Origin of the sequence: Leisingera daeponensis, assembly GCF_019801465.1 — a bacterium.
GTDB classification, from domain to species: Bacteria; Pseudomonadota; Alphaproteobacteria; order Rhodobacterales; family Rhodobacteraceae; genus Leisingera; species Leisingera daeponensis_A.
Map to the genome: position 1 here is coordinate 396,686 of NZ_JAHVJA010000001.1, position 23,799 is coordinate 420,484.

23 protein-coding genes are annotated in these 23,799 nt (G+C 63.3%); 9 read left to right on the forward strand and 14 right to left on the reverse strand.

What is annotated here, in order from left to right; all coding sequences use genetic code 11:
* Positions 1-19: 19 nt before the first annotated feature.
* From KUV26_RS01985 to guaA, 5 genes are all read right to left on the reverse strand, one after another.
* Positions 20-883: an ATPase gene (locus KUV26_RS01985; RefSeq protein WP_222507145.1), complete on the reverse strand. Its 864-nt coding sequence runs from the start codon at positions 881-883 to the stop codon at positions 20-22.
* A gap of 139 nt (positions 884-1,022) precedes the next feature.
* The gene (locus KUV26_RS01990) at positions 1,023-2,147 is read right to left on the reverse strand and encodes an OmpP1/FadL family transporter (protein ID WP_222502457.1); all 1,125 of its coding nucleotides are present in this window, start codon (positions 2,145-2,147) and stop codon (positions 1,023-1,025) included.
* 103 nt (positions 2,148-2,250) lie between these two features.
* Entirely contained in the window at positions 2,251-3,135 is an 885-nt protein-coding gene (locus tag KUV26_RS01995; RefSeq protein WP_222502458.1) for a DMT family transporter, read from the reverse strand.
* Positions 3,136-3,239: 104 nt separating this feature from the next.
* Positions 3,240-4,745 carry a hypothetical protein gene (locus KUV26_RS02000; protein ID WP_222507146.1) on the reverse strand — a complete coding sequence of 502 codons (1,506 nt, stop codon included), beginning with the start codon at positions 4,743-4,745 and terminating at the stop codon, positions 3,240-3,242.
* A gap of 390 nt (positions 4,746-5,135) precedes the next feature.
* Positions 5,136-6,704 carry a glutamine-hydrolyzing GMP synthase gene (gene guaA / locus KUV26_RS02005; RefSeq protein WP_222502460.1) on the reverse strand — a complete coding sequence of 523 codons (1,569 nt, stop codon included), beginning with the start codon at positions 6,702-6,704 and terminating at the stop codon, positions 5,136-5,138.
* Positions 6,705-6,949: 245 nt separating this feature from the next.
* On the opposite strand from guaA, the gene KUV26_RS02010 reads away from it, so the two are divergent.
* Positions 6,950-8,497: a trimethylamine methyltransferase family protein gene (locus tag KUV26_RS02010; protein WP_222502461.1), complete on the forward strand. Its 1,548-nt coding sequence runs from the start codon at positions 6,950-6,952 to the stop codon at positions 8,495-8,497.
* Positions 8,498-8,512: 15 nt separating this feature from the next.
* Here KUV26_RS02010 and KUV26_RS02015 read toward each other — a convergent pair whose 3' ends face one another.
* Positions 8,513-8,863 carry a DUF6477 family protein gene (locus KUV26_RS02015; RefSeq protein WP_222507147.1) on the reverse strand — a complete coding sequence of 117 codons (351 nt, stop codon included), beginning with the start codon at positions 8,861-8,863 and terminating at the stop codon, positions 8,513-8,515.
* 232 nt (positions 8,864-9,095) lie between these two features.
* Between KUV26_RS02015 and KUV26_RS02020 the strand changes: the two genes are divergently transcribed.
* A complete protein-coding gene (locus KUV26_RS02020) occupies positions 9,096-10,169 on the forward strand; it encodes a DUF6456 domain-containing protein (RefSeq protein WP_222502463.1) in 1,074 nt (357 codons plus the stop codon).
* Positions 10,170-10,241: 72 nt separating this feature from the next.
* Here KUV26_RS02020 and KUV26_RS02025 read toward each other — a convergent pair whose 3' ends face one another.
* Positions 10,242-10,790 (reverse strand): peroxiredoxin, encoded by a 549-nt coding sequence (locus KUV26_RS02025; protein WP_222502464.1) that lies wholly within the window; start codon positions 10,788-10,790, stop codon positions 10,242-10,244.
* Between the two features lie 196 nt (positions 10,791-10,986).
* The gene (locus tag KUV26_RS02030) at positions 10,987-11,901 is read right to left on the reverse strand and encodes a hypothetical protein (protein ID WP_222507148.1); all 915 of its coding nucleotides are present in this window, start codon (positions 11,899-11,901) and stop codon (positions 10,987-10,989) included.
* A 209-nt stretch (positions 11,902-12,110) separates the two neighbouring features.
* Here KUV26_RS02030 and lipA point away from each other — a divergent pair, with 209 nt between their 5' ends.
* Together lipA and KUV26_RS02040 are read left to right on the forward strand one after the other, a co-directional pair.
* Positions 12,111-13,061, forward strand: coding sequence for a lipoyl synthase (lipA, locus tag KUV26_RS02035; RefSeq protein ID WP_222502466.1), 951 nt, complete (start codon positions 12,111-12,113; stop codon positions 13,059-13,061).
* A complete protein-coding gene (locus KUV26_RS02040; RefSeq protein ID WP_222507149.1) occupies positions 13,058-14,200 on the forward strand; it encodes an amidohydrolase in 1,143 nt (380 codons plus the stop codon). Before lipA ends, KUV26_RS02040 begins: the two co-directional genes overlap by 4 nt.
* A gap of 3 nt (positions 14,201-14,203) precedes the next feature.
* On the opposite strand, the gene KUV26_RS02045 is transcribed toward KUV26_RS02040, so the two are convergent.
* Positions 14,204-14,584: an RcnB family protein gene (locus KUV26_RS02045; RefSeq protein ID WP_222502468.1), complete on the reverse strand. Its 381-nt coding sequence runs from the start codon at positions 14,582-14,584 to the stop codon at positions 14,204-14,206.
* 293 nt (positions 14,585-14,877) lie between these two features.
* Positions 14,878-15,423, reverse strand: a complete 546-nt coding sequence (gene hpt / locus KUV26_RS02050) for a hypoxanthine phosphoribosyltransferase (protein WP_222502469.1) — start codon at positions 15,421-15,423, stop codon at positions 14,878-14,880.
* Between the two features lie 74 nt (positions 15,424-15,497).
* On the opposite strand from hpt, the gene KUV26_RS02055 reads away from it, so the two are divergent.
* Positions 15,498-15,947 (forward strand): type II toxin-antitoxin system RatA family toxin, encoded by a 450-nt coding sequence (locus KUV26_RS02055; protein ID WP_222507150.1) that lies wholly within the window; start codon positions 15,498-15,500, stop codon positions 15,945-15,947.
* Between the two features lie 145 nt (positions 15,948-16,092).
* Positions 16,093-16,590 carry a hypothetical protein gene (locus tag KUV26_RS02060; RefSeq protein WP_222507151.1) on the forward strand — a complete coding sequence of 166 codons (498 nt, stop codon included), beginning with the start codon at positions 16,093-16,095 and terminating at the stop codon, positions 16,588-16,590.
* Positions 16,591-16,682: 92 nt separating this feature from the next.
* On the opposite strand, the gene KUV26_RS02065 is transcribed toward KUV26_RS02060, so the two are convergent.
* The 4 genes from KUV26_RS02065 to KUV26_RS02080 all read right to left on the reverse strand — a co-directional run bounded on the left by KUV26_RS02065 (position 16,683) and on the right by KUV26_RS02080 (position 20,137).
* Positions 16,683-17,864: an ammonium transporter gene (locus KUV26_RS02065; protein ID WP_222502472.1), complete on the reverse strand. Its 1,182-nt coding sequence runs from the start codon at positions 17,862-17,864 to the stop codon at positions 16,683-16,685.
* Positions 17,865-18,003: 139 nt separating this feature from the next.
* The gene (locus KUV26_RS02070) at positions 18,004-18,495 is read right to left on the reverse strand and encodes a CinA family protein (protein ID WP_222507152.1); all 492 of its coding nucleotides are present in this window, start codon (positions 18,493-18,495) and stop codon (positions 18,004-18,006) included.
* A gap of 2 nt (positions 18,496-18,497) precedes the next feature.
* Positions 18,498-19,004 carry a phosphatidylglycerophosphatase A gene (locus KUV26_RS02075; RefSeq protein ID WP_222507153.1) on the reverse strand — a complete coding sequence of 169 codons (507 nt, stop codon included), beginning with the start codon at positions 19,002-19,004 and terminating at the stop codon, positions 18,498-18,500.
* On the reverse strand, positions 19,001-20,137 hold the full coding sequence (locus KUV26_RS02080; protein ID WP_222507505.1) for a bifunctional 2-C-methyl-D-erythritol 4-phosphate cytidylyltransferase/2-C-methyl-D-erythritol 2,4-cyclodiphosphate synthase: 1,137 nt from the start codon (positions 20,135-20,137) through the stop codon (positions 19,001-19,003). Before KUV26_RS02080 ends, KUV26_RS02075 begins: the two co-directional genes overlap by 4 nt.
* A gap of 182 nt (positions 20,138-20,319) precedes the next feature.
* On the opposite strand from KUV26_RS02080, the gene dusB reads away from it, so the two are divergent.
* Genes dusB through KUV26_RS02095 form a run of 3 tightly spaced genes read left to right on the forward strand, consistent with a single transcriptional unit; the run spans position 20,320 to position 23,753 of the window.
* Complete coding sequence (gene dusB, locus KUV26_RS02085; RefSeq protein WP_222507154.1) at positions 20,320-21,306, forward strand: tRNA dihydrouridine synthase DusB; 987 nt, start codon at positions 20,320-20,322, stop codon at positions 21,304-21,306.
* Entirely contained in the window at positions 21,303-22,382 is a 1,080-nt protein-coding gene (locus KUV26_RS02090) for a two-component system sensor histidine kinase NtrB (RefSeq protein ID WP_222507155.1), read from the forward strand. Before dusB ends, KUV26_RS02090 begins: the two co-directional genes overlap by 4 nt.
* 3 nt (positions 22,383-22,385) lie before the next feature.
* Entirely contained in the window at positions 22,386-23,753 is a 1,368-nt protein-coding gene (locus tag KUV26_RS02095; RefSeq protein WP_222507156.1) for a response regulator, read from the forward strand.
* Positions 23,754-23,799: the final 46 nt, after the last annotated feature.

Below are 23,799 nucleotides of genomic sequence, written 5' to 3' on the forward strand. Positions count from 1 at the left end.
AGGTTGTCAGATAAGCGGCCTAGCCGCGGGCCTCAAGGGCCGAGGCGATCAAATCCACGAAACCGGCCTCATCCTTGACGGCAGAGATCTGGTCGGCGGTTACGGTCACGCCCCAATTGTCCGCCATCGCCTGATAGCGCGGCTGGCGGTGCGCCAGCGCCTGGGCATAGGTCCAGCGGATGAACGCATCGGGGTCCACATCGCTTTCAGCTATGCCGTTTTCCTTGAGATACTCTTGCCAGACCCGGTCCAGGAACTCCGGCTGATAGGACATTGGCTTGGGCGCGCGGTCAAAGCGGCGCACCAGCTTCTCGGTATGGGCCTCGTCGCCCTTGATCCAGACCATCAGCGTGTGCTTGCTGAGTTCGGTCAGCACAGGGTCATTCGGGTTGCTCGCGTCGACCCATTCACAGATCGAACCGCCGGTGTCGCAGATGAAATTGGGGTAGCCGTAAAGCTGCTGGGCGCGGCCGGCAAAGTACTCCGTATCCAGCAGCGCGCGGATCTCGGCCACCCGGAACTGCTCCTGGCGCCGCTTGTATTCAAGGATGGGCAGGCCGCCTTTGGCTTCGTCTCCTGGTTTGCCGAGGTAGGCGGAAACCGGCGTCAGGTTCTCAAAGGTTATGTTGGAGCCGATGAAGATCGAATCCGACAGCAGCAGCTCGCGCAGAAACGGCACTTTCATCGCCTCGGCCTTGGCGTTGTCGGCGATGTACTCGCCCATGTAGCGGGTGCCGATGCGGTAATCGACCGAGTAGTGGAACCAGCTGCCGGCCCCGCGCAAAACGTTGCTGACATAGGTTTTTCCAAGCCCGGACATGCCAAAGAACAGCACCCGTTTGTTCGGCGCGCCGCGCCAGTCCTGTGCGGAAGAGTAAAGCATGAAAGTTCAAGTCCCTGAAGGTGTCACGCCTTGCTAGCCACCTGCGGGGCCTTGGTCAATTCCATGCGCGCTTGCGCCGCGGCAAAAGAAAACCCCGCCCCGGAAGGGGGCGGGGCATGCTGTCTGCTACGTGCCTTGATCAGAAGTGGAAGCCGACCTTCAGGCCGAAGCTGACGGCATCGTTGTCCTGAAAGTTGCTGACAGGGTTGCCGCCGGGCGAGGCAACCGCATCCCCCAGCTGGGTGTAGCGCACACCGGCGGAGACCGTCATGTTGTCCTGCTTGTATTGTACGCCCACGCGGATCGCCTCATAGCCGTGGGTCGGCGCCAGCGGCGAAACCAGGTCGTCCCCGTCCGCATCGGCGTAAATCAGAGCCACCGAGCCGGACCAGTTCTCGTTGAAGGCGCGGCCAACGCCCAATGTGTAGGTCACCGAGTCGTCCAGGTCGATCAGGTCGATTGACCGGCCGGCAAGGGTGCTCAGGCCAGGCACCACCAGATCGGTGACGCTGTGTTCCGCCCAGCGGATGCCGCCGAACAGCAGCGTGTCCTTGGCGATTCCGGTCTGGAAGTCCAGGTTCACCGACTGCGGCGTCTTGGTCTTGGTCGCGGTGGCGGCGGTTGCTGTTGTGGCGAAAGTTTCATTCAGATCGAAATCATGCTCAATCTCGGAGCTGTAAGTCAGTGCCGCGCGCAGGGCGATCTCGGGGATCTCGTAGGCCACGCCGGCCACCCAGCCAAAGGCGCCGTCCTTGTTCACCTTCACATTGTAAGAGCCGCCGATGGAGGTGTAGGCGCCCCCCTGCAGATTGATCTCACCGTCAATTTCCTGGTAGCGGATGCCGCCGTGGACGCTGAAGCGGTCATTGAACTTGTAGCGCAGCAGGGCGGTGAGGGCGTTGGAATCCGCCTGCGCTGTGGTGCCGCCAAGCAGCAGGGAGCCGCTGGTGGGATAGGCGATATCCACGCCCCACGGCTGATCGAAGATCAGCGCGAACGACAGCTGCTCGTTGATGTCGCGCTTGTAGCCCGCCCCGAACATGTTGAACCGGTCACCGACATCGCCGGTTGCAGAGCCAAGCGGATTCAGTGACGTGCGGTCATTGCCCGACAGGTCCACCGACGTTGTCGCGAACGAAAACTCCGCGTAGTTGCCGTCTTCGAAGATGAGACCGATGGGCTGGCCGGTGCGGTCCAGACCGCTCGCCATGGCAGACCCCGATACCAGCGCCAGTGCCGCTGAGGTTGCAAGATAGCGTTTCATTGTTCCTCCCTGAATTGCAGCTCCTCCAAGCCGCTTTACGCGAACGTAATCGGGCGGATTTCAGCAAATCAACATTAACCGCACGGCAACTAGCTGCTTTCCATCAGCTTTGAGGGGTTCCGTGGGGCGCTCTTGCAACTATGTTGAGGTAATTTGCGATGCAGATGATGGCAGCGCCGCCCAGCACCCAGGCATCCAGCGCCTCGCCATAGATCACCATGCCCAGGATGGCGATGGCGGGCAGGCGGGCAAAGTCCACCGGCACCACCACGCTGGCCGGCGCCAGCGACAGGGCGGTGGTCAGGCAGAAATGCGCTGTCAGGCCGGCGATTCCGATCAGCACCAGCCAGGGCAGGGTGGAAGCATCAGGCAGCGCCATATCGCCGTCCCATCCCGCCGCGATCAGCCCCATCGCCAGCTGCATCGTGGTCAGCCAGAACAGGATCGAGGCGGTGTGCTCATGCCGGGTCAGCCGCTTGGTCAGGATCGCGGTCAGTGCAAAGAAGACGGCGCAGCTGGCCGCCGCCGCGAGGCCGATGTTCAGCGTCTCCGGGCTGGGCCGCGCCACGATCAGAATGCCGGCAAAGCCAATTGCTGCAGCCAGCATCCGCCGCCGGGTCAGCGCCTCGCCCAGCAGCAGCGGCGACAGGATAATCACCCACAGCGGTGACGTGAACTCCAGTGCAAAGACCTGCGCCAGGGGAATCAGAGTCACAGCCAGGAACCACAGGTTCTGGCCGGTGAAGTGGAAGATATTGCGCAGCAGATGCACCCCCAGCCGCTGCCGCCGCACCTGGCGCCAGCGGCCCGTGGCAGTCAGGACGGCCAGCACGATCAGCACCCCCACCAGGCTGCGGTAGGCCATGATCTCAAAGGTGTCCAGCGTCAGCCCGGCCTCGCGTCCGGCAATGGCCATGGCAGAGAACGACACAATGGCGCCCACCATCCACAGCGCTGCCAGTCCCGCGCGCGTCTCGCCTTGTGCCATGCCTGCCCCCTTGATCAGCTGGGGAGAGAGAAGGCGGAATTTTCCTCCGGGGTCAAGCGCAACCGGGGGCGCCGGCTGCTCTCGGGGGAGGCCGCGCGCGGGATTCAGGCGGCCGCTCTGTGCGGGGAGCGCATATCCAGGGAACGTCCGGCCTCGATATAGGAGGCGGCAGCCGCCACCGGGTCGAAGTTCAGCCGGTCCAGCAGCGCGCGTATCTCTGCGGTGAGCTCCTCGGTGACCCCGGACGGATCCTGTGTGGCATTTTTCTTCTCCGGCAGCACGATCCGGCCGCTGTGGCCCAGATCCGCCAGCAGTTCGGCAGCTCCATGCGGTTTGACCGCCTCTTCGAGCCGGGCCTCCACGAAATTTATCTTCTGGCGGTATTTCAGCAGGTAGTAGGCATAGCGCGCTTCCATCTCCAGGGCGTACCAGATGGCCCAGCCGATTTGTCCCAGCTTCAAGTAAGCAGCGGGATCGACGATGACGTTTTCATAGCTCACGTCCAGATACCACTGCCAGATCAGGGTTAAGTTGCTGAAATCGCCACGGCCGGCGTAGCTGGCGCATTGCTTGGCCAGATCGCGGCGCAGGATGATAACGGTTGTGCGGTCGCAGATGCTGCTTTCCGCAAGCGCCTCGATCAGCCCGCATTTGCCCAGCGTGTGGTTGGATTCCGCATAAGGCGCTGCAAGAGCGCCCAGCTTGGTCCTCCAGAACTCTTGCATCCTTGGATTCATGCCAAGCGTGTTGAAGGTGCGCATGTGGCCGATTTCCGGCATGGCCGTGCCGAAATCCTCCACCCCCAGCGGCTCGTGCACCGAGTTGATCTGCAGGTTGCTCTGCAAAAACTCCGCCAGCCAGGCAGTGCCGGTGCGCCCGGCCGAAAGCGTGAACATGAAATCGCGTGTTCCGGCCAGCTCTTGCTTGGGGACGGCAGCCGGTGCGCCCGGGCACGTGTAGCCGAACTTGCGGATCTCCGCGGCACACCGATCAGCGACGATAGCGGCTGTGCCGGGATGCTGGGAATACAGCGTTTCCGGATCGGTGCCGGTGCGCGGGCGGATGTTGCCCTTGGCGCGCAAGCTTGAAAACCGGTCCCACAGACCGTTGATCCCAAGCGCCTTTATGTCTTCCTCCAGATGTTCGTAGCGGAGGAAAACGTCGGGCGCAGCCGGTCCTTCCAGCGGCGCGATTTCGCAGTTCTCCCTCAGCAGCCCGGGAAACCGGCGGACAAATTGCCCAAAGGGCATGCCGGCCGCATCCGCTTTTTCCCAGTAATAGCGCGAGATGATCGCGTCATAGGGATCGCGCCAGATGGTGACCTTGGTGTAGCTGTCCCAGATCTCCTTCGGGATGACAGTCTTGGCCTCCGCAGCGGGGATGTGGTGATAGAAATCTGCCTCTGATTCAGTGCCATCGGGCCAAACCTGGCGGCGGTGGTTCTGCGGGCCTGGATAGCCCAATTCCGCACGGGTGCGTTCATCTCCAGGGGTGATCGGCGTGATGATGCTCGCTTCGTCGCAGAAACTGGACAAGGCGATTTCAAAAGACGTGCCGCCCACCTTTTTGGTCTTGATGAAGATGAGTTTCAGGGGGTGGCAAATAATCATCAGTGTCTCCAAGCCTGCGGTGTCCGGCTTAGTGTCGCCAAAACACCTGACAGATTGATTAACCTGAGGCGGCAAGCCAGCGGCCGGCCAGCCAAGCCCGGACCCGGAAATACGGGCCGAAGCCGGGCAAGGCGGCCCGGTTCGTCATGGGATAGGGGGGAGGCCCTGTGCTTGGCGCTCAGTGCGGACTCGGTAACATGTGCGAAGTGCGGCAGAACGAAATTCTAATTGAAAACGGCCATCTTCCGCCTTCGCATATCTTGAAACAGATGGCCGCCGGTTTCAAACCGGCGGCCTGGTGTTCCGCTCAAGATGGAACAAATTTGCTTAAAGGTTGCCTGGAAAGGGCGCGGATGCCACCGCGGTTTCAAAGCGCTGGATTGGCCTTGATCATTCCCACTCGATGGTTCCCGGAGGCTTCGAGGTGATGTCGTAGGTGCAGCGGTTGATGCCCTTCACCTCGTTGATGATCCGGGTGGCGGTTTCGCCCAGGAATTCGTGGCTGAACGGGTAGTAATCCGCGGTCATGCCATCAACCGATGTCACTGCGCGCAGCGCACAGGCATAGTCATAGGTGCGGCCGTCGCCCATCACGCCGACGGTGCGGACCGGCAGGATCGCGACGAAGGCCTGCCAGATCTCGTCATAGAGGCCGTGCTTGCGGATCTGGTCGATATAGATCGCATCCGCTTCGCGCAGGATCTCCAGCTTCTCGCGGGTGATCTCGCCGGGGCAGCGGATCGCCAGACCCGGCCCGGGGAAGGGGTGGCGGCCGATGAAGCTTTGCGGCAGGCCCAGTTCGCGGCCCAAGGCGCGGACCTCGTCCTTGAACAGCTCGCGCAGCGGTTCCACCAGCTTGAGGCCCATCTTCTCCGGCAGGCCGCCGACGTTGTGGTGGCTTTTGATGGTGACCGAAGGCCCGCCCGAGAAGGACACGGATTCGATCACATCCGGGTACAGGGTGCCCTGGGCCAGGAACTCGGCGCCGTCGATGGTGTCGGCGTGTTTCTGGAACACGTCGATGAACAGCTTGCCGATGATCTTGCGCTTGGTTTCCGGGTCCGACTGGCCGTCCAGCTCGCCCAGGAAAAGATCGCTCTCATCCGCATGGATCAGCTGGATGTTGTAGTTGTCGCGGAACATCGAGACGACTTCTTCCGCCTCGTTCTTGCGCAAGAGGCCATGGTCCACGAAGACGCAGGTCAGCTGGTCGCCGATCGCCTCGTGGATCAGGATCGCAGCGACCGAAGAGTCGACGCCGCCGGACAGGCCGCAGATCACCTTCTTGTCGCCGACCTGCTCACGGATCTTCTCGATCATCTGCTCGCGGTAGGCGCCCATGGTCCAGTCGCCGCTGAAACCGGCCAAGCGCACGAAGTTCTCATAAAGCTTGGCGCCGTTCGGGGTGTGGTGCACCTCCGGATGGAACTGCACCGCATAGAAGTTGCGGCTGACATCGGCGGTGATGGCAAAGGGCGCATTGGGGGAGGTGCCGTAAACCTCGAACCCCGGGGCGATCCTGCTGACGTGGTCGCCGTGCGACATCCAGACCTGCTCGCGGTCGGCATCATCCGCGAACCAGCCGTCCAGCAGCTCCAGCCGCTCAACCGTCGGCGTCACGAAGGCGCGGCCGAATTCGGCGGTGCCGTGGCCGCTTTCCACCTTGCCGCCCAGCTGGTGCATCATCACCTGCTGGCCATAGCAAATGCCCAGAATCGGCACGCCGAGATCAAAAATCTCCTGGGGCGCACGGGGCGAGCCTTCGCGCGTCACGCTGTCCGGCCCGCCGGAGAAGATCACCGCCTTGGGCGCCATCTCGCGCACAAAGTCCATGGTGACATTCTGATAGGGGTGGATTTCGCAATAGACGTTCAGCTCGCGCAGGCGGCGCGCAATCAGCTGCGTGACCTGGCTGCCAAAGTCGATGATGAGAAGGCGGTCATGGGATGTCTCTGTCATGCACGCGCCATAGGGCAGGAACGCATTTTCTGCAAGAGGCTTTGGCCTTAAGCGCCGCCACGCGCCCGGATTTCCGGCCGCGGTCCGGCGGCGCGCGCCCCGAGGGTATGCCAAAGTCCACCGCGGCGGTGCAAAATGCCCTGCCAATGTCGCTTTTCAACTTGAATGGCCGCAATCCTGCGGCGGCGGGCCGCACGGGGGCTATAATACCCATCGCAATGAAATGCCTGTGGTGAGGATAAACCATGACAGAAGCAGCCCCGCGCCGCCGCGCCCGTGGAGCCGGCGGCGGTGCCGCCCGCCGCGCCGAGCGCACCAGCGTCAAGATCGAGACCGCCAAGTACATCGAGCGCAACATCCCGAACTTCGAGATCCTGAACGAGGAAGCGCTGGAAATCATCGAGTACAACGCGGACACGATTTTGGAAGAGGTCGGCGTCAATTTCGTTGACAATCCGGCGGCGCTGCAGCGCTGGCGCGATGCCGGCGCCGATGTCCAGGGCGAGCGCGTGCGCATCCCCCGCGGCCTGGCCCGCAAGCTGTGCGAAACCGCACCGGCCGAATTCACCCAGCACGCCCGCAACCCCGAGAAATCGGTGGTCATCGGCGGCCGCAACCTGGTTCTGGCACCGGTCTACGGCCCTCCCTTCGTGCGTGACCGCAACGGCGGCCGCCGCTACGCGACCATGGACGACTTCAACAAGTTCGTGAAGCTGGCGTACATGTCCAAGTGGCTGCACCACTCCGGCGGCACCGTCTGCGAGCCCACCGACATCCCGGTGAACAAGCGCCACCTGGACATGCTGATGGCGCATATGACCCTCAGCGACAAACCGTTCATGGGCTCCGTCACCGAACCCAGCCGCGCCCAGGACTCCGTCGACATGGCCGGCATCCTGTTCGGCAAGGAGTTCGTGCAGAACAACACCGTGATGACCTCGCTGACCAACATCAACTCGCCGATGACCTTCGACGACGTGATGATGGGCTCGCTGGAAGTCTACGCTCAAAACAACCAGGCCTGTATCATCTCGCCGTTCATCGTCGGCGGCGCCATGGCGCCGGTGTCGGTGGCAGGCACCCTCACGCAGGTGCTGGCAGAGGTTCTGGCCGGTATCGCCTACAACCAGCTGTGCCGCCCCGGTGCGCCCGCGATCTTCGGCGCCTTCGTGTCGTCGATCGACATGAACTCCGGCGCGCCGACCTTCGGCACCCCCGAAGCGTCGCTGGTCACCTATGGCGCAGGCCAGCTGGCCCGGCGCCTGGGTGTGCCGTTCCGCTCGGCCGGCTCCTTCTGCGGCTCCAAGCTGCCGGATGCGCAGGCCGCCTATGAAACCGCCAACTCGCTCAACATGGGCCTGATGTCCGGCGTGAACTTCATGCTGCACTCCTGCGGCTGGCTCGAGGGCGGCCTGGTTGCCGACTTTGAGAAGTTCGTGATGGACGCCGACCAGCTGGGTGCGCTGCACGGTCTCGCCAAGGGCATTTCGGTGGACGAGAACGGCCAGGCGATGGAAGCCATCCGCGAGGTCGGCCCCGGCGGCCACTACCTCGGCTGCGCCCACACTCAGGCCAACTTCAAGTCGGCCTTCTGGAAATCCGACCTGCTCGACTACAAACCGTTCGAACAGTGGGAAGAAGAAGGCGCGCGCGACACTTATGCGCTGGCTTCGAACCGGGTTGAGAAGCTGCTGGCCACTTACGAGCAGCCCGCTCTGGATCCGTCGATCAAGATGGCGCTGGACGAGTATGTGGCCGAGAAGAAGGCCTCCATGCCCGACGCCTTCATGTGACCGCGCAGGCACAATTCAGGGGCAGGGGGGAACACCCGCTGCCGCAGCGAAACGGCGGTCCGCAGGGGCCGCCGTTTTTGCATTCGCGCGGGCGCCTAGATAGGCGGCCTCACCGGCCAGCGCGATCAGCACATCCACATGGCGGATGATCGAATACCCCGCTTCACCGGCTCTGCGCGCCGCATTCATTCCCTCTTCCAGCTCCAAGAGCCGCATCACGGCCGCCGCAGGCCGCGGCATGCCGCCATAACCCAGGATGCGGCGCAGGTCGCGCCGTCGGCAATAGTTCCGGGCGCCAAGCCGTGCGGCCCGCGCCAGGATCCGCGGGCGCCGAAGCAACGTGAGCCGGGTGAAAACATCCTGCATTGTGCTCTCCTTTCCTATCTCTGGACTGGCTCTGCTATAACACAACCCAGGGTGGTGTTGCGGAGATGGGGCGACCGGCGAACGGTGCGTTTTGTGATGATTATGTTTTTTCTGGAAACAATGATGTCCAATCCGCGCTTTTGTCCAATTGATGCCGGGCGCAAGGGGGGATGCCGCAGGCACCAGTGAGTGCGGCAGACTTTCCGGCCTGGCGCACGACCGGGGGTTAAGAATGCAAGACATGACACAGGCACCCTTTCCAGGCTGGGTGCCGCTGGAAACATGCCGCTATCTGCAGCACACCGAGGCAGGCCGCCCGATCCGGCAACTGGCCCGCAAGGCCGGTTGCCATCCCTCCACCATCCTGCGGCAGGTACGGCGGGTGGAGACGCTGCGGGATGACCCGCTGATTGACGAGGTGCTGACCTATCTGGCCGGGCGCTATAAATCCGCCTCGGCATCCCCGCGGCGGGAGGAGAGGCCATCCGCCGCGAGCCGCAGCCTCCGGTCGGGTTTCGAGCGGGAGGCTGCCAGCGTGCTCACTCTGCTCAGCCGCGGCGGCGCGGTTCTGGCTGCTGCCGAGGGCATGGAAATGGCCGTGGTGGTGCGCGAAGGCCGCGAGGCGGACGGGCAGAAGGTGGCGGTGTCGCGGCCTCTGGCAGGGGCGCTGGCGCTCAATGGCTGGATTGCCTGCTCGCGCCGGAGCCGGATCAGCCGCTACGCGATCACCGCCGCCGGACGCGCCGCGCTGAACCGGATCATTGCCGACCAGGAAAACCGCGCCCGCGCCCGGCTGGAAGGCGGTTTCGCCGAGGCGCAGGCGCCGTTTGAGCCCTCGCAGGCCGCAGAGCCAGGAGGCATGGGGCGGAAGGCGCGCTATGGCGGCGCTGAAACCCCGCTGGAGATGCTGGCCAGGCTGTCCGACAAGGATGGAAAGGCATTCCTGACCCAGCCCATGGTGCGGGCCGGGCGGCGCCTGCGCGAGGATTTCGAACTGGCGCAGATCAGCAGCCACCTGATGCAGGAAGAGCTGTACTTCGCCCAGGCGAGCCACCCCATGCGCAGCACCAGCCACCAGGCCGCCGCCACGGCACAGCAGCGGATGACCGGAGCGCTGCAGAAACTCGGGGCGGGCCTCAGCGATATCGCCCTGCGCTGCTGCTGCCACCTGGAAGGGCTGGAAACGGCAGAGCGCAACCTGGGCTGGCCCGCGCGCTCCGGCAAGGTGGTGCTGCGGATCGCCCTGCAGCATCTGGCGGACTACTACGGCGAAGCCAGTCCGCAGCAGGAGGAACTGATCGGCTGAAACGGCCGAAGCCGCAAACGAAAACGGGCCCGCACAAGGCGGACCCGTCTGAATGCCCGGATAGTCAAAGCCTTAGGCGGCGACTTCTGCCTTGGCTTCTTTCAGGTGCTTCAGCACAGTCTCCGGGGAGGAGACGCCATAGGGGTCTTCGCCGTGGTTGTCGGACAGGCCCGGCTCTTCGAACCATGCTTCGACCACGCCGTTGTTGACGATGGCCGCGTAGCGCCAGGAGCGGTTGCCGAAGCCCAGGTTGTCCTTGGCGACCAGCATGCCCATCTTGCGGGTGAACTCGCCGGAGCCGTCCGGGATCACCTGGACGTTTTCCAGCTTCTGGTCACGCGCCCAGGCATTCATCACGAAGCTGTCGTTCACCGACATGCAGTAGATCGCGTCGATGCCTTCGGCCTGGAAGTCGGCAAAGCCTTTTTCAAAGCCCGGCAGCTGGAAGGTGGAGCAGGTCGGGGTGAAGGCGCCCGGCAGCGAGAACAGCACAACGCGCTTGCCTGCAAAGTAATCCGCGGTGGTCTTGTCTTCCCAGCGGAACGGGTTCGGGCCCTCGATCGACTCGTCACGGACACGGGTGCGGAAGGTCACGTCGGGCAGCTTAACGCCAGCTTTCATCTCTGAATCTCCTGAAGGTGTATGCTCGTTCGGCGCGCAGGCTTAAAATGATTCTAAGCCGGTATCAACACGTCCATGAGTTCAGGATACAGGATATCTTGCTGCACTGCGGCGAACGGCGCAGATGCGCCCTCCAGGGCGCTGATCGCGGCACTTATCTGCTGACGGTCATTCTTTCCGGCCAGCAGGCGCGGCGCTAGGCCGCAGCCTTCATGATGGTCACTTTGGTGCCCCGCAGCTTGCGCTCGGAAGCAGCGGTCAGGTCGTTGAATTTCTTCAAAGTCGCCAGCAGCTTCTTCTTGTCCTTGGAATCCTCGATGGCGCCTGGGAACTTTTTCTTGGCGGTCTGGTACTGGTCGTTGATCTTCTTCAGATCGTTGAATTTCGCCATAGCCGCCTTCAGCTCTGGCACTGCTGCCTTCAGATCCTGTCCGGCCTTGTCGATGGCAGCAATGCAATGGGAGTTGATCGCTTTCACCAGCGCGCCGACCTGATTGGTGTATTTCTTCAGGTTGCGGTCCACCAGAAGCTGCGGCAGTTCGGTTGCGTCCTTCTTCTTGTCGTGGCTGTCAGGCTTTTCCTTCAGGATGGCGTTGACCTTCTTCTGGAAATTCGCAGCGTACAGTTTCTGCGCCGCGTTCAGCTTGCCCTCGTATTCCGAAGCCTTCTTGACCGCGGCGATCTCCTTGGCCAGCTCTCCCTGCAGCGCTTCGATGTCTTTCTTCGAGGCCGAGGTCTTGGAGCGTTTCTTCAGGTCCTTCTCTATGTCGGCGGCGAGTTTGCTCATCTTGGCCAAATGCGCCTTTGCCTCGGCGCAGAACCCCTTCATCGCATCGACTTCCTGCTGGTGGATGTCGACAGCCTTGTTCCAGGTGGTCAGCCCGTCCTTGAATTGCTTGTTTTTCTGGAAATCGGCCAGTTTCTCCGACTTCACCCCGTCAGCCCGCGCCTTGGCCAGGCTCTCGCGGAAGTAATCCTCGCCTTCCCAGGCGTTGCCCAGCGATATCCCGATCCGCTTTTTCAGTTTGTCGCCCTCGGCGGCGGTGAATCTCCTGGTGCCGGCTGCCAGCTTCTTGTGCTCTGCCTTGAACTTTTCCAGCTCCTTCGCCATTACGCCCTCCAGATACCAATTACGCCTGCACATTCCGTGCACAGCTTGACTATGTGCGCCGTAGCGGCAATTTGGCAAAGGAAAACGGCACCGGAACTGTCTCGTGAGCCATGTTGAGACAGCAAGGCAGGGTTGACGATATGCCCGTGCCAAGCCAGATCAGCTGTGTTAAACCGCTCAGAACGCCAAAGGCCGGAAGGGAAACCCACGTGAGAGACCTTAAGATCCCGGAGCAGCGCCACCCTGAGAAGGCGCATCGTCCCGATAACGCTCAGCCCAAGAAGCCAAGCTGGATCCGGGTCAAGGCGCCAGGCGGCAAGGGTTACGCCGAAACCCACAAGATCATGCGCGACAACAAGCTGACCACGGTTTGCGAGGAAGCGGGCTGCCCCAACGTTGGCGAATGCTGGAGCCAGGGCCACGCCACCATGATGATCATGGGCGAGATCTGCACCCGCGGCTGCACCTTCTGCAACATCGCCACTGGCCGCCCCGACGCGCTTGACGCCTTTGAGCCGGGGCGGGTGGCCCATGCGGTCGAAAAGCTTGGCCTCAACCACGTTGTGATCACCTCGGTTGACCGCGATGACCTGAAGGACGGCGGCGCCGAGCATTTTGCCCAGACCATCCGCGCGGTGCGCCACCGCAGCCCCAAGACCACCATCGAGATCCTGACGCCCGATTTCATCAAATGCGATGACAGCGCTTTGGAAAAGGTGGTGGAGGCCAAGCCCGATGTTTTCAACCACAATCTGGAAACCGTGCCTGGCCTGTACCCTGAGGTCCGCCCGGGCGCACGCTACTTCCATTCCCTGCGCCTGCTGCAGCGGGTGAAAGAACTGGATCCGTCCGTCTTCACCAAATCCGGCATCATGGTCGGCCTCGGTGAGGACGCACAGGCGGTGAAACAGGTGATGGACGACATGCGCGCCGCTGACGTTGATTTCCTGACCATCGGCCAGTACCTGCAGCCGACCCCGAAACACCATGCGGTTGACCGCTTTGTCACCCCGGATGAGTTCAAGACCTACGAGAAAGCCGCCTACGGCAAGGGCTTCCTGATGGTCTCGGCGACGCCGCTGACCCGCTCCTCCTACCATGCCGGCGACGATTTCGCCCGCCTGCGCGAGGCCCGCAACAAGAAGCTGGGCCTGGCATGACGCCTGAGCGTTTGGCGCAGCTGACCCGGCTGCGCCACGCCCTGCATCAGATCCCCGAAGTTTCCGGCGCCGAGGAAAAGACCGCCGCGATGGTGGCGGACCGCCTGCGCCAGCATCAGCCCGACCAGCTGCTGACCGGCCTTGGCGGCCACGGCGTCGCTGCCGTTTACGAGGGCAGGGCAGACGGCCCGACCGTTCTGATCCGCTGTGAACTCGACGGACTGCCGATCGAGGAACTGTCTGACCAGCCCTACCGCTCCGCCCATACCGGCCGCGGCCACCTCTGTGGCCACGACGGCCATATTACGATAGTGGCAGCGCTGGCCGAAGACCTTGCTGCCAGCCGTCCTGGCAAGGGCCGCGCGGTGCTGCTGTTCCAGCCCGCCGAGGAAACAGGCAAGGGCGCCGCGGCCGTGATCGCAGATCCCGCCTTTGCACAGATCGCCCCGGACTATGCTTTCTCCTTGCACAATCTGCCGGGGCTGCCGGTGGGGAAGACGGCCCTGTGCTCCGGCCCCGCAAACTGCGCTTCACGCGGGATGCGCATCAAGCTGACCGGAAAAACCTCCCACGCTGCCGCGCCGCAGGACGGGGTGTCGCCTGCCGGAGCCATTTCCCGGCTGCTGCCGGGCCTTGTTGCCCTGGGTAAGGGCGGCGATCTGGGGCCGGAGTTCGCACTGGTCACGCTGACCCATGCCCGGATGGGGGAACCGGCCTTCGGCATCGCACCGGGGCAGGCAGAGGTCTGGGCAACTTTGCGCACTGTCACCGATGCCCGCATGGATCAGCTCATCGCAGAAGCCACCTTTCTGGTGGATCAGGTCTGCGCGGCGGAAGGGCTGAGGTATTCAACCGAATTCGACGACGTCTTCGACGCCTGCACCAACCACCCGGAGGCGGTGGAGGTTTTGAAAGCCGCCTGCGCCGCAGCCGGGCATCCGGCGCAGATGAGGGGCTATCCGCAGCGCTGGTCCGAGGATTTCGGCCAGTTCGGCAAGCAGGCCAAGGCGGCGATGTTCTGGCTGGGCTCCGGCGAGACGCAGCCGCAACTGCACAATCCGGACTTCGATTTCCCGGATGCAGCAATCCCGGCCGGGGCCGGGATCTTTCTGCGGGCAATCAGAAACTTGTTGGGCTGACCCTTACTGGGTCAGCGCATTGACAACGGCGACGGCGCCGACAATCGCCAGCGTGTTCTTTACCACCTCAAAGATCTTGTCGCCCTGGCGTACATAGCGATGTCCCTCGCGCGGCGGGTTCAGGCCCCAGCGCCCGTAGTCATCGACATAGACCCAGTCGCCGCCCCGGATGCGGCCGTCGTAGCGGTCATGATCGTGATCGTGGTCGTCATCGTCATAGTGGCTGTGTTTCCGGTGGTGGCGCTTTTTCACTTGGCCGGGGGCGTAGTGGGCAGCGCTTTTGCTGTGTCCCGGCGCCCATTTCGGCGGCCCCGCGTGGGTGGCTGCGGGGGCAAGCGCGAGGCTCATCGCCGCGGCGGCGGCTGCCGTCAGAAATTTTTGCATTGCGGATCTCCCGTGATCGCTGCGTTCGGAAATCACATGGGCCAGACAGCCGGGAAAGGCAAATGCACTGCGCCGGAAAGCGCCGCCATCCGGGCAGGAACCGGCGGAGCGGCGCCGGTTCCGGTTTGCGGCACGTTTTCCGCGGCTTGTGGCAGTTTTGCACAGTCCGGGCCGGGCTGCACGGAAGAGGTGCAGGGGGCAGGCCCGGACCGCGGTGCCGCGGGCGGATTGCCTGTCCTGCAGGCGCGGTTCCTAACGGCAAAGGGCGATTCAGCCCTTGGCGGGTGCCTGGATCAGCCGTCCTCGGTGAACCGCACCTTGCCGATAAATGGCAGGTTCCGGTTGCGCTGCGCATAGTCGATGCCATAGCCGACGACGAATTCGTCCGGGATTTCGAAACCGATCCAGTCGGAGCGGAAATCAACCTCGCGCCGCGACGGCTTGTCGAGAAGCGCAATGGACTTCAGCCGCGCCGGGTTGCGGCTTTGCAGCAGGTGGGTGACGTGGTTCAGCGTATGTCCGGTGTCGACGATGTCTTCGACTACCAGCACGTCACGCCCTTCAATGGCGCCGCGCAAGTCTTTGAGAATGCGCACTTCCCGGCTGCTCTCCATGGCATCGCCATAAGAGGAGGCCTCGAGGAAGTCGACTTCGATCGGCAGGTCCAGCTCGCGGACCAGATCGGCGATGAACACGAAGCTGCCGCGCAACAGACCGACCACGACCAGCTTGTCGGTATTGCCGAATTCGGTCTGGATTTCCTCGCAAAGCTCCTCGATCCGCGCGGCGATTGCCTTGGCCGAGATCATCACATCAATGACATATGGACGCTGTGACATGGCTGCCCCCTTGAATTTCCCGCGCGTACATAGGACATGACGCGGCACAATTGTAGCAGAAAATCAGCGGACAGATGCCCACACACTCGGAAACCCGCCAGATGCCCTATTCGGCACAGCAGATGTACGATCTGGTGGCCGATGTCGCGCAGTACCCGAAATTCCTGCCCTGGTGCGCCGCTGCCCGCATCCGCAGCCGTGCGCCGCTCGGCGATTCAGAGGTGATGGAAGCGGATCTGGTGATTTCCTTCAAGGTCTTCCGCGAGCGGTTCGGCAGCCGGGTAACGCTTTATCCGGGCGAGAGAAAAATCGACACCGAGTATCTGGACGGCCCGTTCCGCTACATGAAGTCCCACTGGATTTTCAACCCGCGCGATGACGGCACCTGCGATGTATCATTCTTTGTCGACTTCGAGTTCAAGAACGCGGTGCTGCAGGGGATTATCGGGGTGGTCTTCAACGAAGCGATGCAGCGCATCGTGCGCGCTTTCGAGCGCCGGGCGGCGGAGCTGTACGGCTCCTGATCCCGGGCGCCGCTGGGCGCTGATAGCCCGTTAACACCTTGTTAACCAGTGTCTCCGAAACCCTGCCAGGGGGCGGGGCCGGCCTTTTTTGCGCCGTGTTTTATGTGTTTAGGTGAGGGTGTTAGTGTTTCGTTAGGAGTTATCGATGGTCGTCAGTCTCGTATTCCCGCCATCCCCACAACCTCAGCCCCAAGATCCGCCGCCGGAGACGGCCCAGGAAGAGCCGCAGGACACCGGCGAAACCGGCGGTTCAGGGGACGGCAGCAGCAGTGAAACTTCAACTTCCTCCGGCGCAGGACCTTCGGCCACGGCGCCGGGCAAAGGCGAAGCGCAGGCAGTTTCTGTCGCGTCTCAGCCGGCAATAGCCACGGCGGAAGAAGACGCGCCGCGCGCCGATCCGGACGAGGAGGCGCTGGCCCGTTCCCGGGCACAGGCGGCACTTGACGATGCCCGTGTGCAAGCTTTGCTCGACAGTGTCCGTGAAGCAGGCGAGGCTAAAGCCTATTTGCAGGTGCTGATGGGGGAGGGACAGGCCGCCGAGGCCACGGGTCAGAAAGGTCCCTATGCTGCGGTTTCTGCTTATGGCGCTGCAGCCATGGCGGTCGAGGAACCGCCAGCCAATGAGCTGGCTGCGGCTGTCTAAGTAAATTTTTAGGTTCTAAGAAAAAAGCGGCCCCGGAAGGGTCCGCTTTGTGTTTGCCTGCTGCACAAGGGCCGCAGGGCGTCCCGGCGGGATCAGCTGTTCATGTCATAGGCGCGTTCGCCGTGAACAGACAGATCAAGGCCGTTGGTCTCGCTTTCAAGGTCCACGCGCAGGGATGTGATCAAAGCGGAGATCTTCACCAGCGCGATGGTCACCACCACGGTGAAGATGCCGACGATCACCAGCGCACCCAGCTGCGCGGCCCAGGCCCCGGCGCCGAAGACGGCGATCATGATGGTGCCGAAGATGCCGCCGACGCCATGCACGGCAAACACATCGAGGGTGTCATCGATCTGCATCTTGTTGCGGATCAGGTTGACCATCTCCTGGCACAGCACGCCGGCAACGGCACCGATGATCAGCGCCTCAACGGGGCCGACAAAGCCGGAGGCGGGGGTGATCGAGGCGAGGCCCGCAATGGTGCCGGTCACCAGGCCCACCAGGGAGGCCTTGCCGTATTTGATCTTCTCCCACAGCGCCCAGGAGAGGGAGGCCGTCGCGGCGGAGATGTGGGTCACGGTCAGCGCCATCGCCGCGCCGCCGTCAGCCGCCAGCTGCGAGCCGCCGTTGAAGCCGAACCAGCCGACCCACAGCATCGCGGCGCCGATCATCACATAGCCGGGGTTGTGCGGCGGGATGGTGCGGTTCTTGCGCGGGCCCAGGAAGAAGGCGATGATCAAGGCTGCGAGGCCTGCGGTTTCATGCACAACGATGCCGCCGGCAAAGTCCTTCACGCCGGTGTCGCCGAAGATACCGCCGTCCGCCAGGAAGCCGCCGCCCCAGATCCAATGCACCACGGGCGCATAGCACAGCAGCATCCAGAGGCCGGAAAACACGAGAACGAAGCCAAAGCCCACGCGCTCCACATAGGCGCCGACGATCAGCGCGGGCGTGATGATGGCGAAGGTCATCTGAAAGGCGAAGAACAGCACCTCGGGCAGGGTGCCCGACAGGCTGTCGGCGGTAACGCCGTTCAGGAACATCTTGTCCAGACCGCCCCAGATGCCGGAGGTGCCGCTTCCGAAGGCAATCGTGTAGCCGAAAGCCAGCCACAGAACGCTCATCAAACAGGCAATGGCATAGCAATGCATGAAGACGCTGAGCACATTACGGGCCCGCACAAGGCCGCCGTAAAATAGGGCCAGCCCTGGCAGTGTCATGAAGAGGACCAGGGCCGTGGCCACAATGATCCATGCGGTATCCGCTCCGTTCATCCGATTGTTCCTTCCCCTCAAAAACCGGTTGGGTCAGGAGAAAGCGGAAAGCCTGCGCAGAAAAAAGCGGCAGGGGTGCGGAAAGCGCACAAAAACGGGGCTTTTTTGCAAGTGCTGAAAAAATGAGCGCTGCGGCGGGTCAGCTGCCCGTTTCGCGTTCGATTTCTAAAACCGCCTGCGCCAGCAGTTCCAGCGCGTGGTCACGGGTGGCGGCGCGGACATTTGCCCGGCCGATGGCGCCGAATTCCACGGTTTCTGTTTGGGCAGTCTGGCCTGCGCGGGCCAGGCCAAAGCAGACGCGGCCCTCAGGCTTGAACTCAGACCCGCCGGGGCCGGCGATGCCGGTGACGGAAACGGCCAGGGTGACGCCTGCGTTCTGCACGGCGCCTGCCGCCATTTCGGCGGCGACCTCCTCGCTGACAGCGCCCACGGCGTCCAGCGTTTCCGCCTTGACGCCCAGCATCTGCATCTTCGCGGCGTTGGAGTAGGTGACATAGCCGCGGTCGACCACGGCGGAGGATCCCGGGATGTCCGTCAGTGCGGCGGCAATCATGCCGCCGGTACAGCTCTCAGCCGTGGCGATGGTGATGCCGGCAGCCGTTGCGCGTCTGATCAGCTCGCCCGTGTCCATGCTCACATCCCCAACAGGCCATGCGACAGGAAGGCGAGCGCTGCGACGCAGATAGCGGCCAGGATGCCAGCGATAATGTCATCCATCATCACGCCTGTCGCGCCCTTCTGCCGGTCGGCCCAGCCGACGGGGCCGGGCTTCAGGATGTCGAACAGGCGGAACAGCACAAAGGCAGCGATCCAGCCCGGCCACAGTGCGGTGATCTCGATATCATGCGCCCAAGCGGGGTAGGAAACGGCCCAGAGCGCGGTGAACTGGCCGGCAACCTCGTCCAGAACAAATTCGGAAGGGTCCATGTTCTCGCGGTTGCGTGTCATGGCTTCCGCCGCCCAGACACCCACCACAATGCAGAGCACGGTCGCCAGGGCCAGGAGAAGAAACCCGCCCAGCTGATGAAGAGCATAAGCCATGGGGAGCGCGGCAAGCGAGCCCCAGGTGCCCGGAGCGGGGCGCAGGTAGCCCACGCCGCCGACGGTGCCGATCAGAAAGGCCAGGCGCGACTTCTTCATGCCTTCACCAGCGCGGCAGTGGCAATTGCCGCGATACCTTCGCCGCGGCCGGTGAAGCCCAGGCGCTCAGACGTTGTGGCCTTGATCGAGACACGGTCCGCATCAATGCCCAGGATCTCAGCCATGACGCCGCGCATCTTTGCCGCATGCGGGCCGACCTTGGGGTATTCGCAGACCAGGGTGCAGTCGACGTTCGACAGGGTGAACCCCAATTCGCGTGCCAGATTGGCGGCGTGGCGCAGGAAAACCTCGCTGGCGGCGCCTTTCCACTGCGGGTCCGAAGGCGGAAAGTGCTGGCCGATGTCGCCCTGTGCCAGCGCGCCATAGATCGCGTCCGTCACTGCATGCATGCCGACATCGGCGTCAGAGTGGCCCTGCAGCGTCTTCTCATGCGGAATTTCCACCCCGCACAGGATCACGCTGTCGCCGGGACCGAACCGGTGCACGTCGTAGCCGTTGCCAAGCCTGATATCCATGTCTGCTCCCAGAATGCGTTCCGCCCGGGCGAAATCCTCGGGGCGGGTGATTTTGATGTTGTCGGGCTCGCCCGGAATGATGCGGACGTCAAGCCCCGCGGCGCGGGCAGCTTCGACATCATCGGCGGCGCCGCCCGGGTGGGCAAGATGCGCGGCCAGAATGTCCTGATACCGGAACCCCTGCGGCGTTTGCGCCGCAAACAGCCCATTGCGGTTCTGTGTGCCTGTGACGGTGCCGTCTGCGCCGGTCCACAATGCGTCGGTCACTGCGAGAGCCGGAGCTGCCGTCGCCGTTTCGTCCAGTGCATCAAGAATGCGGTGAATCAAAGAGCGGCTGACACAGGGGCGGGCGGCGTCATGGATCAGAATCTTATCCGGGCTGTGCGGCGCCAGCTTCTTCAGCCCGTTCAGGACAGAGGCTGCCCGCTCCGCGCCGCCCTGAGCAAGGATCAGGCCGGGGCGGCCGGAAAATTCCTCCCAGGCGAAAGCGTCATCCGGTGAAAGCACCAGCACCGTGAGGTCCACTCCGGCCGTTTCAAAGGCATCCAGCGTCCAGTCGATCACCCGGCGGCCCTTCAGCGGCCGCCATTGTTTCGGCACGCCGCCGCCTGCGCGGGTGCCGCGGCCGGCGGCGACAATCAGGGCGGCTGTGGTCATGCGGTCCTCGTGCGGAAGTTCCTGCATTGTTTATGAGGTGGCGCGGGAAGTGGCAATCACCCGGCGGAATGTGCTTAAAAATTGGGCAAATGGCGACCGGAAGCCGCTTGCAGAGGCGCATTTCATTGCTGCATAGCAAGTGCTTCAGTTAAAAACCTCTCAGTTGCACAAGGATTAGGCAATTGTCCTTCACGCTTGGAACCACCCCCATGTCCCCGCCGATCGCTCTGGCGCCGATGGCTGGAATCACCGACCGGCCGTTCCGGGATCTGGTCCGCTCCTTTGGCGTGGGCCTGATGGTGAGCGAGATGGTGGCAAGCCAGGAGATGGTGCAGGCCAAGCCCGGGGTGCGCGAGCGGGCCGAGCTGAGCGCGGATGCCGAGAACACCGCGGTGCAGCTGGCCGGGCGTGACGAATATTGGATTGCCGAGGCCGCGAAACAGGTCGCCGGGCAGGGCGCACGGATCATCGACATCAACATGGGCTGCCCCGCCAAGAAGGTGACAAACGGCTATTCCGGCTCAGCCCTGCTGAAGACGCCGGACCATGCGCTGAAGCTGATCGAAGCCGTGGTGGCGGCGGTGGATGTGCCGGTGACGCTGAAGACGCGGCTGGGCTGGGACGGCAATTGCCTGAACGCGCCGGATGTGGCGCGCCGCGCCTGCGAGGCCGGGGTGCAGATGGTGACAATTCACGGACGCACCCGCTGCCAGTTCTACAAGGGGTCGGCCGACTGGGCGGCGATCCGGGCGGTGAAAGATGCTGTCAGCGTGCCGCTGCTGGCCAATGGCGATATCGTGGACACCGCGACGGCACGGCAGGCGCTGGATCTGTCCGGTGCAGATGGCGTGATGATCGGGCGCGGGGCTGAAGGAAAACCCTGGCTGCTGGCCGAAGTCGCGCATCACCTGTGGGGTACCCCGGCGCCCGAGGTTCCTCAAGGCGCCGCGTTTATCGAAATGGTTTCAGAGCATTACCGGGCAATGCTCGACTTCTACGGGCAGGAGCTGGGCGTGCGCGTCGCCCGCAAGCATCTGGGCTGGTACATGGATGAGGTTGGGACCGGACCCGCCGTGCGCCGCGCCGTGCTGACAGAGAAGAACCCGCAACAGGTGCTGGCCCTGCTGCCGGACGCGCTGGGCGCAGAGCACCCGGAGGCGGCCGCATGATGGATAGCGCCGCTCTTTGGGCCTCGTTGCCGGTGCCGGCGTTTCTGATCGATGCCTGGGACAGGATCGCTGACGTGAACGCCGCCAGCGAGGGGTTCCTGAACACCTCCCGCAAGGCGCTGACAGGGCAGCCGGTCTGGGACATTCTGGCAATCGACGCGCCGATCGAAGAAGCCTTTGCCCGCGCCCGGGTGCAGGGCACTCCCTTGTTCGTGAATGATATCGACGTCGGCTCCGGCAGCAGGGCGCCGCTGCAATGCGGGGTTCAGATCGCACCGCTGCAAGGGCAGGAGGGAGTGATGCTTCTGATGGTCACTCCGCGGGAGCTGGCGGGGCGGATGACACAGACCCACTCGGCCAAATCTGCCGCTGCCTCGGCCATCGGCATGGCGGAGATGCTGGCGCATGAAATCAAGAATCCGCTGGCGGGCATCACCGGCGCGGCGCAGCTGCTGAGTATGGGGCTCGGCCCGGAGGACCTGGAGCTGACCGACCTGATCGTCAGCGAAAGCCGCCGCATCGTGAAGCTCTTGGAACAGGTGGAGCAGTTCGGCAACCTGACCGAGCCCGACTTCAAGCCGGTAAACCTGCACGATGTGCTGGACCGCGCGCGGCGGTCGGCATTGCTGGGGTTCGGTGCCCATATGACCATCACCGAGGGTTACGATCCCTCCCTGCCGATGGCCTGGGGCGATGCGGACCAGTTGCTGCAGGTGATCCTCAATCTGTTGAGGAATGCTTCCGAAGCTGCTGATCCAAAAGGCGGAACCATTCACATCCGCACCTTCTATGAGCATTCCTTCCGGCTGCGCCGCAGCGACGGAACCGGCAAGCTGCTGCCCTTGCAGATCGAGATCTGCGACGACGGGCCGGGACTGCCGGACAAGATCAAGGATGACATATTCGACCCGTTTGTGTCGGGCCGCGAAAACGGCACCGGGCTGGGCCTTGCTTTGGTGAGCAAGATCGTCTCGGAGCATAATGGCTGGATATCCGTAAGCTCGGTTCCCGGGCGCACGGTGTTCCGGCTGTCGCTGTCGCGCGTGCCGCGTGACAGGAAACCGCAGGAGAGCTGATCCATGGACGGCACCGTTCTGGTCGCTGATGACGACCGCACCATCCGCACTGTTCTGACCCAGGCGCTGACCCGCGCGGGTTGCAAGGTGCATGCGACCTCCTCGCTGACAACGCTGATGCGCTGGGTGGGCGAGGGCAAGGGTGATGTGGTGATCTCGGACGTTATGATGCCGGACGGGAACGGGCTGGAAATGCTGCCCAAGATCCAGAGCGACCGGCCCGGGCTGCCGGTGATCGTGATCTCGGCGCAGAACACGATCATGACGGCGATCAAGGCAGAGGAGGCGGAGGCCTATGATTATCTGCCCAAGCCCTTTGACCTGCCGGAGCTGATGAAGCGCACCGCCAAGGCGCTGGCGGCCAAGCGGGTGGCGCCTGCCGCTGCCAAGGCGGAAGCCCACGAACGCCCTGAAGAACTGCCGCTGATCGGCCGCAGCGAGGTGATGCAAGCGCTGTACCGGTTGATTGCACGGGTGATGAACACTGATCTCCCCCTTTTGATCACTGGCGAAAGCGGCACGGGCAAGTCGCTGATAGCGCAGGCAATTCATGATTTTTCGGATCGAAGGACCTTGCCCTTTGTGCATGCGGATGCTGCCGCATTGATCGAACTGGAAGGCCCGTCCCGGCTGCTGGCGCAGGTCAAGGGGGGCACGCTGGTGATTGATGAGCTGGCCGACCTGCCCGAGGAGGCGCAGGCGCGGCTGGTGCGGATGATGGACGTGCCGGGCGATCATGCGCCGCGGTTCATTGCCTCCAGCCAGAAGGATCTGGCGGCGGCGATGGAGGGCGGCGGGCTGCGTCAGGATCTGTACTACCGGATCTGCGGATCCGAGCTGCACGTGCCGGCGCTGCGTGAACGGGTGGAGGATATTCCGCTGCTGGCAGAGCATTTCCTGATCAGGGCCGAGAACGAAGGCGCGCCGCACCGGGAGCTGAGCGAAAGCGCACGCGAGGTGCTGCGCCGTTTTGCCTGGCCCGGCAACGTGCGGCAGCTGGAAAACACCGTCCGGCGCCTGGCCCTGACGGCGCGAAGCGAGGAAATCACCCAAGCGGATGCCGAGGCTGTCCTGGGGCCGCAGACCGGTCCGCAGCCTGCTGTGGCGGGGCTGGCGAATGAAAAACTGTCGGAGGCGGTGGGGCGTCATTTGCAGCGCTACTTCGATCTGCACGGCGATATGCTGCCGCCGCCGGGCCTGTACATGCGGCTCTTGCGCGAAGTGGAAACACCGCTGATTGAAATTGCCCTGACGGCAACAGGCGGGAACCAGGCAAAATGCGCTGAATTGCTGGGGATAAACCGGAATACCTTGCGTAAGAAGATCACGGATCTGGATATTGAGGTGACACGCCGCCGCAAACTGATGTAATATCGCCACAGAAATGTGACCTTGTTGTGAATTTCCTAGGCAGGGC

Excerpts from the sequence above, each read along its gene's own strand:
- KUV26_RS01985 (WP_222507145.1), bottom strand. The coding sequence starts at position 883 with ATGCTTTACTCTTCCGCACAGGACTGGCGCGGCGCGCCGAACAAACGG.
- KUV26_RS01990 (WP_222502457.1), bottom strand. The coding sequence starts at position 2,147 with ATGAAACGCTATCTTGCAACCTCAGCGGCACTGGCGCTGGTATCGGGG.
- KUV26_RS01995 (WP_222502458.1), bottom strand. The coding sequence starts at position 3,135 with ATGGCACAAGGCGAGACGCGCGCGGGACTGGCAGCGCTGTGGATGGTG.
- KUV26_RS02000 (WP_222507146.1), bottom strand. The coding sequence starts at position 4,745 with ATGATTATTTGCCACCCCCTGAAACTCATCTTCATCAAGACCAAAAAG.
- guaA (WP_222502460.1), bottom strand. The coding sequence starts at position 6,704 with ATGACAGAGACATCCCATGACCGCCTTCTCATCATCGACTTTGGCAGC.
- KUV26_RS02010 (WP_222502461.1), top strand. The coding sequence starts at position 6,950 with ATGACAGAAGCAGCCCCGCGCCGCCGCGCCCGTGGAGCCGGCGGCGGT.
- KUV26_RS02015 (WP_222507147.1), bottom strand. The coding sequence starts at position 8,863 with ATGCAGGATGTTTTCACCCGGCTCACGTTGCTTCGGCGCCCGCGGATC.
- KUV26_RS02020 (WP_222502463.1), top strand. The coding sequence starts at position 9,096 with ATGCAAGACATGACACAGGCACCCTTTCCAGGCTGGGTGCCGCTGGAA.
- KUV26_RS02025 (WP_222502464.1), bottom strand. The coding sequence starts at position 10,790 with ATGAAAGCTGGCGTTAAGCTGCCCGACGTGACCTTCCGCACCCGTGTC.
- KUV26_RS02030 (WP_222507148.1), bottom strand. The coding sequence starts at position 11,901 with ATGGCGAAGGAGCTGGAAAAGTTCAAGGCAGAGCACAAGAAGCTGGCA.
- KUV26_RS02040 (WP_222507149.1), top strand. The coding sequence starts at position 13,058 with ATGACGCCTGAGCGTTTGGCGCAGCTGACCCGGCTGCGCCACGCCCTG.
- KUV26_RS02045 (WP_222502468.1), bottom strand. The coding sequence starts at position 14,584 with ATGCAAAAATTTCTGACGGCAGCCGCCGCCGCGGCGATGAGCCTCGCG.
- hpt (WP_222502469.1), bottom strand. The coding sequence starts at position 15,423 with ATGTCACAGCGTCCATATGTCATTGATGTGATGATCTCGGCCAAGGCA.
- KUV26_RS02055 (WP_222507150.1), top strand. The coding sequence starts at position 15,498 with ATGCCCACACACTCGGAAACCCGCCAGATGCCCTATTCGGCACAGCAG.
- KUV26_RS02060 (WP_222507151.1), top strand. The coding sequence starts at position 16,093 with ATGGTCGTCAGTCTCGTATTCCCGCCATCCCCACAACCTCAGCCCCAA.
- KUV26_RS02065 (WP_222502472.1), bottom strand. The coding sequence starts at position 17,864 with ATGAACGGAGCGGATACCGCATGGATCATTGTGGCCACGGCCCTGGTC.
- KUV26_RS02070 (WP_222507152.1), bottom strand. The coding sequence starts at position 18,495 with ATGGACACGGGCGAGCTGATCAGACGCGCAACGGCTGCCGGCATCACC.
- KUV26_RS02075 (WP_222507153.1), bottom strand. The coding sequence starts at position 19,004 with ATGAAGAAGTCGCGCCTGGCCTTTCTGATCGGCACCGTCGGCGGCGTG.
- KUV26_RS02080 (WP_222507505.1), bottom strand. The coding sequence starts at position 20,137 with ATGACCACAGCCGCCCTGATTGTCGCCGCCGGCCGCGGCACCCGCGCA.
- KUV26_RS02090 (WP_222507155.1), top strand. The coding sequence starts at position 21,303 with ATGATGGATAGCGCCGCTCTTTGGGCCTCGTTGCCGGTGCCGGCGTTT.
- KUV26_RS02095 (WP_222507156.1), top strand. The coding sequence starts at position 22,386 with ATGGACGGCACCGTTCTGGTCGCTGATGACGACCGCACCATCCGCACT.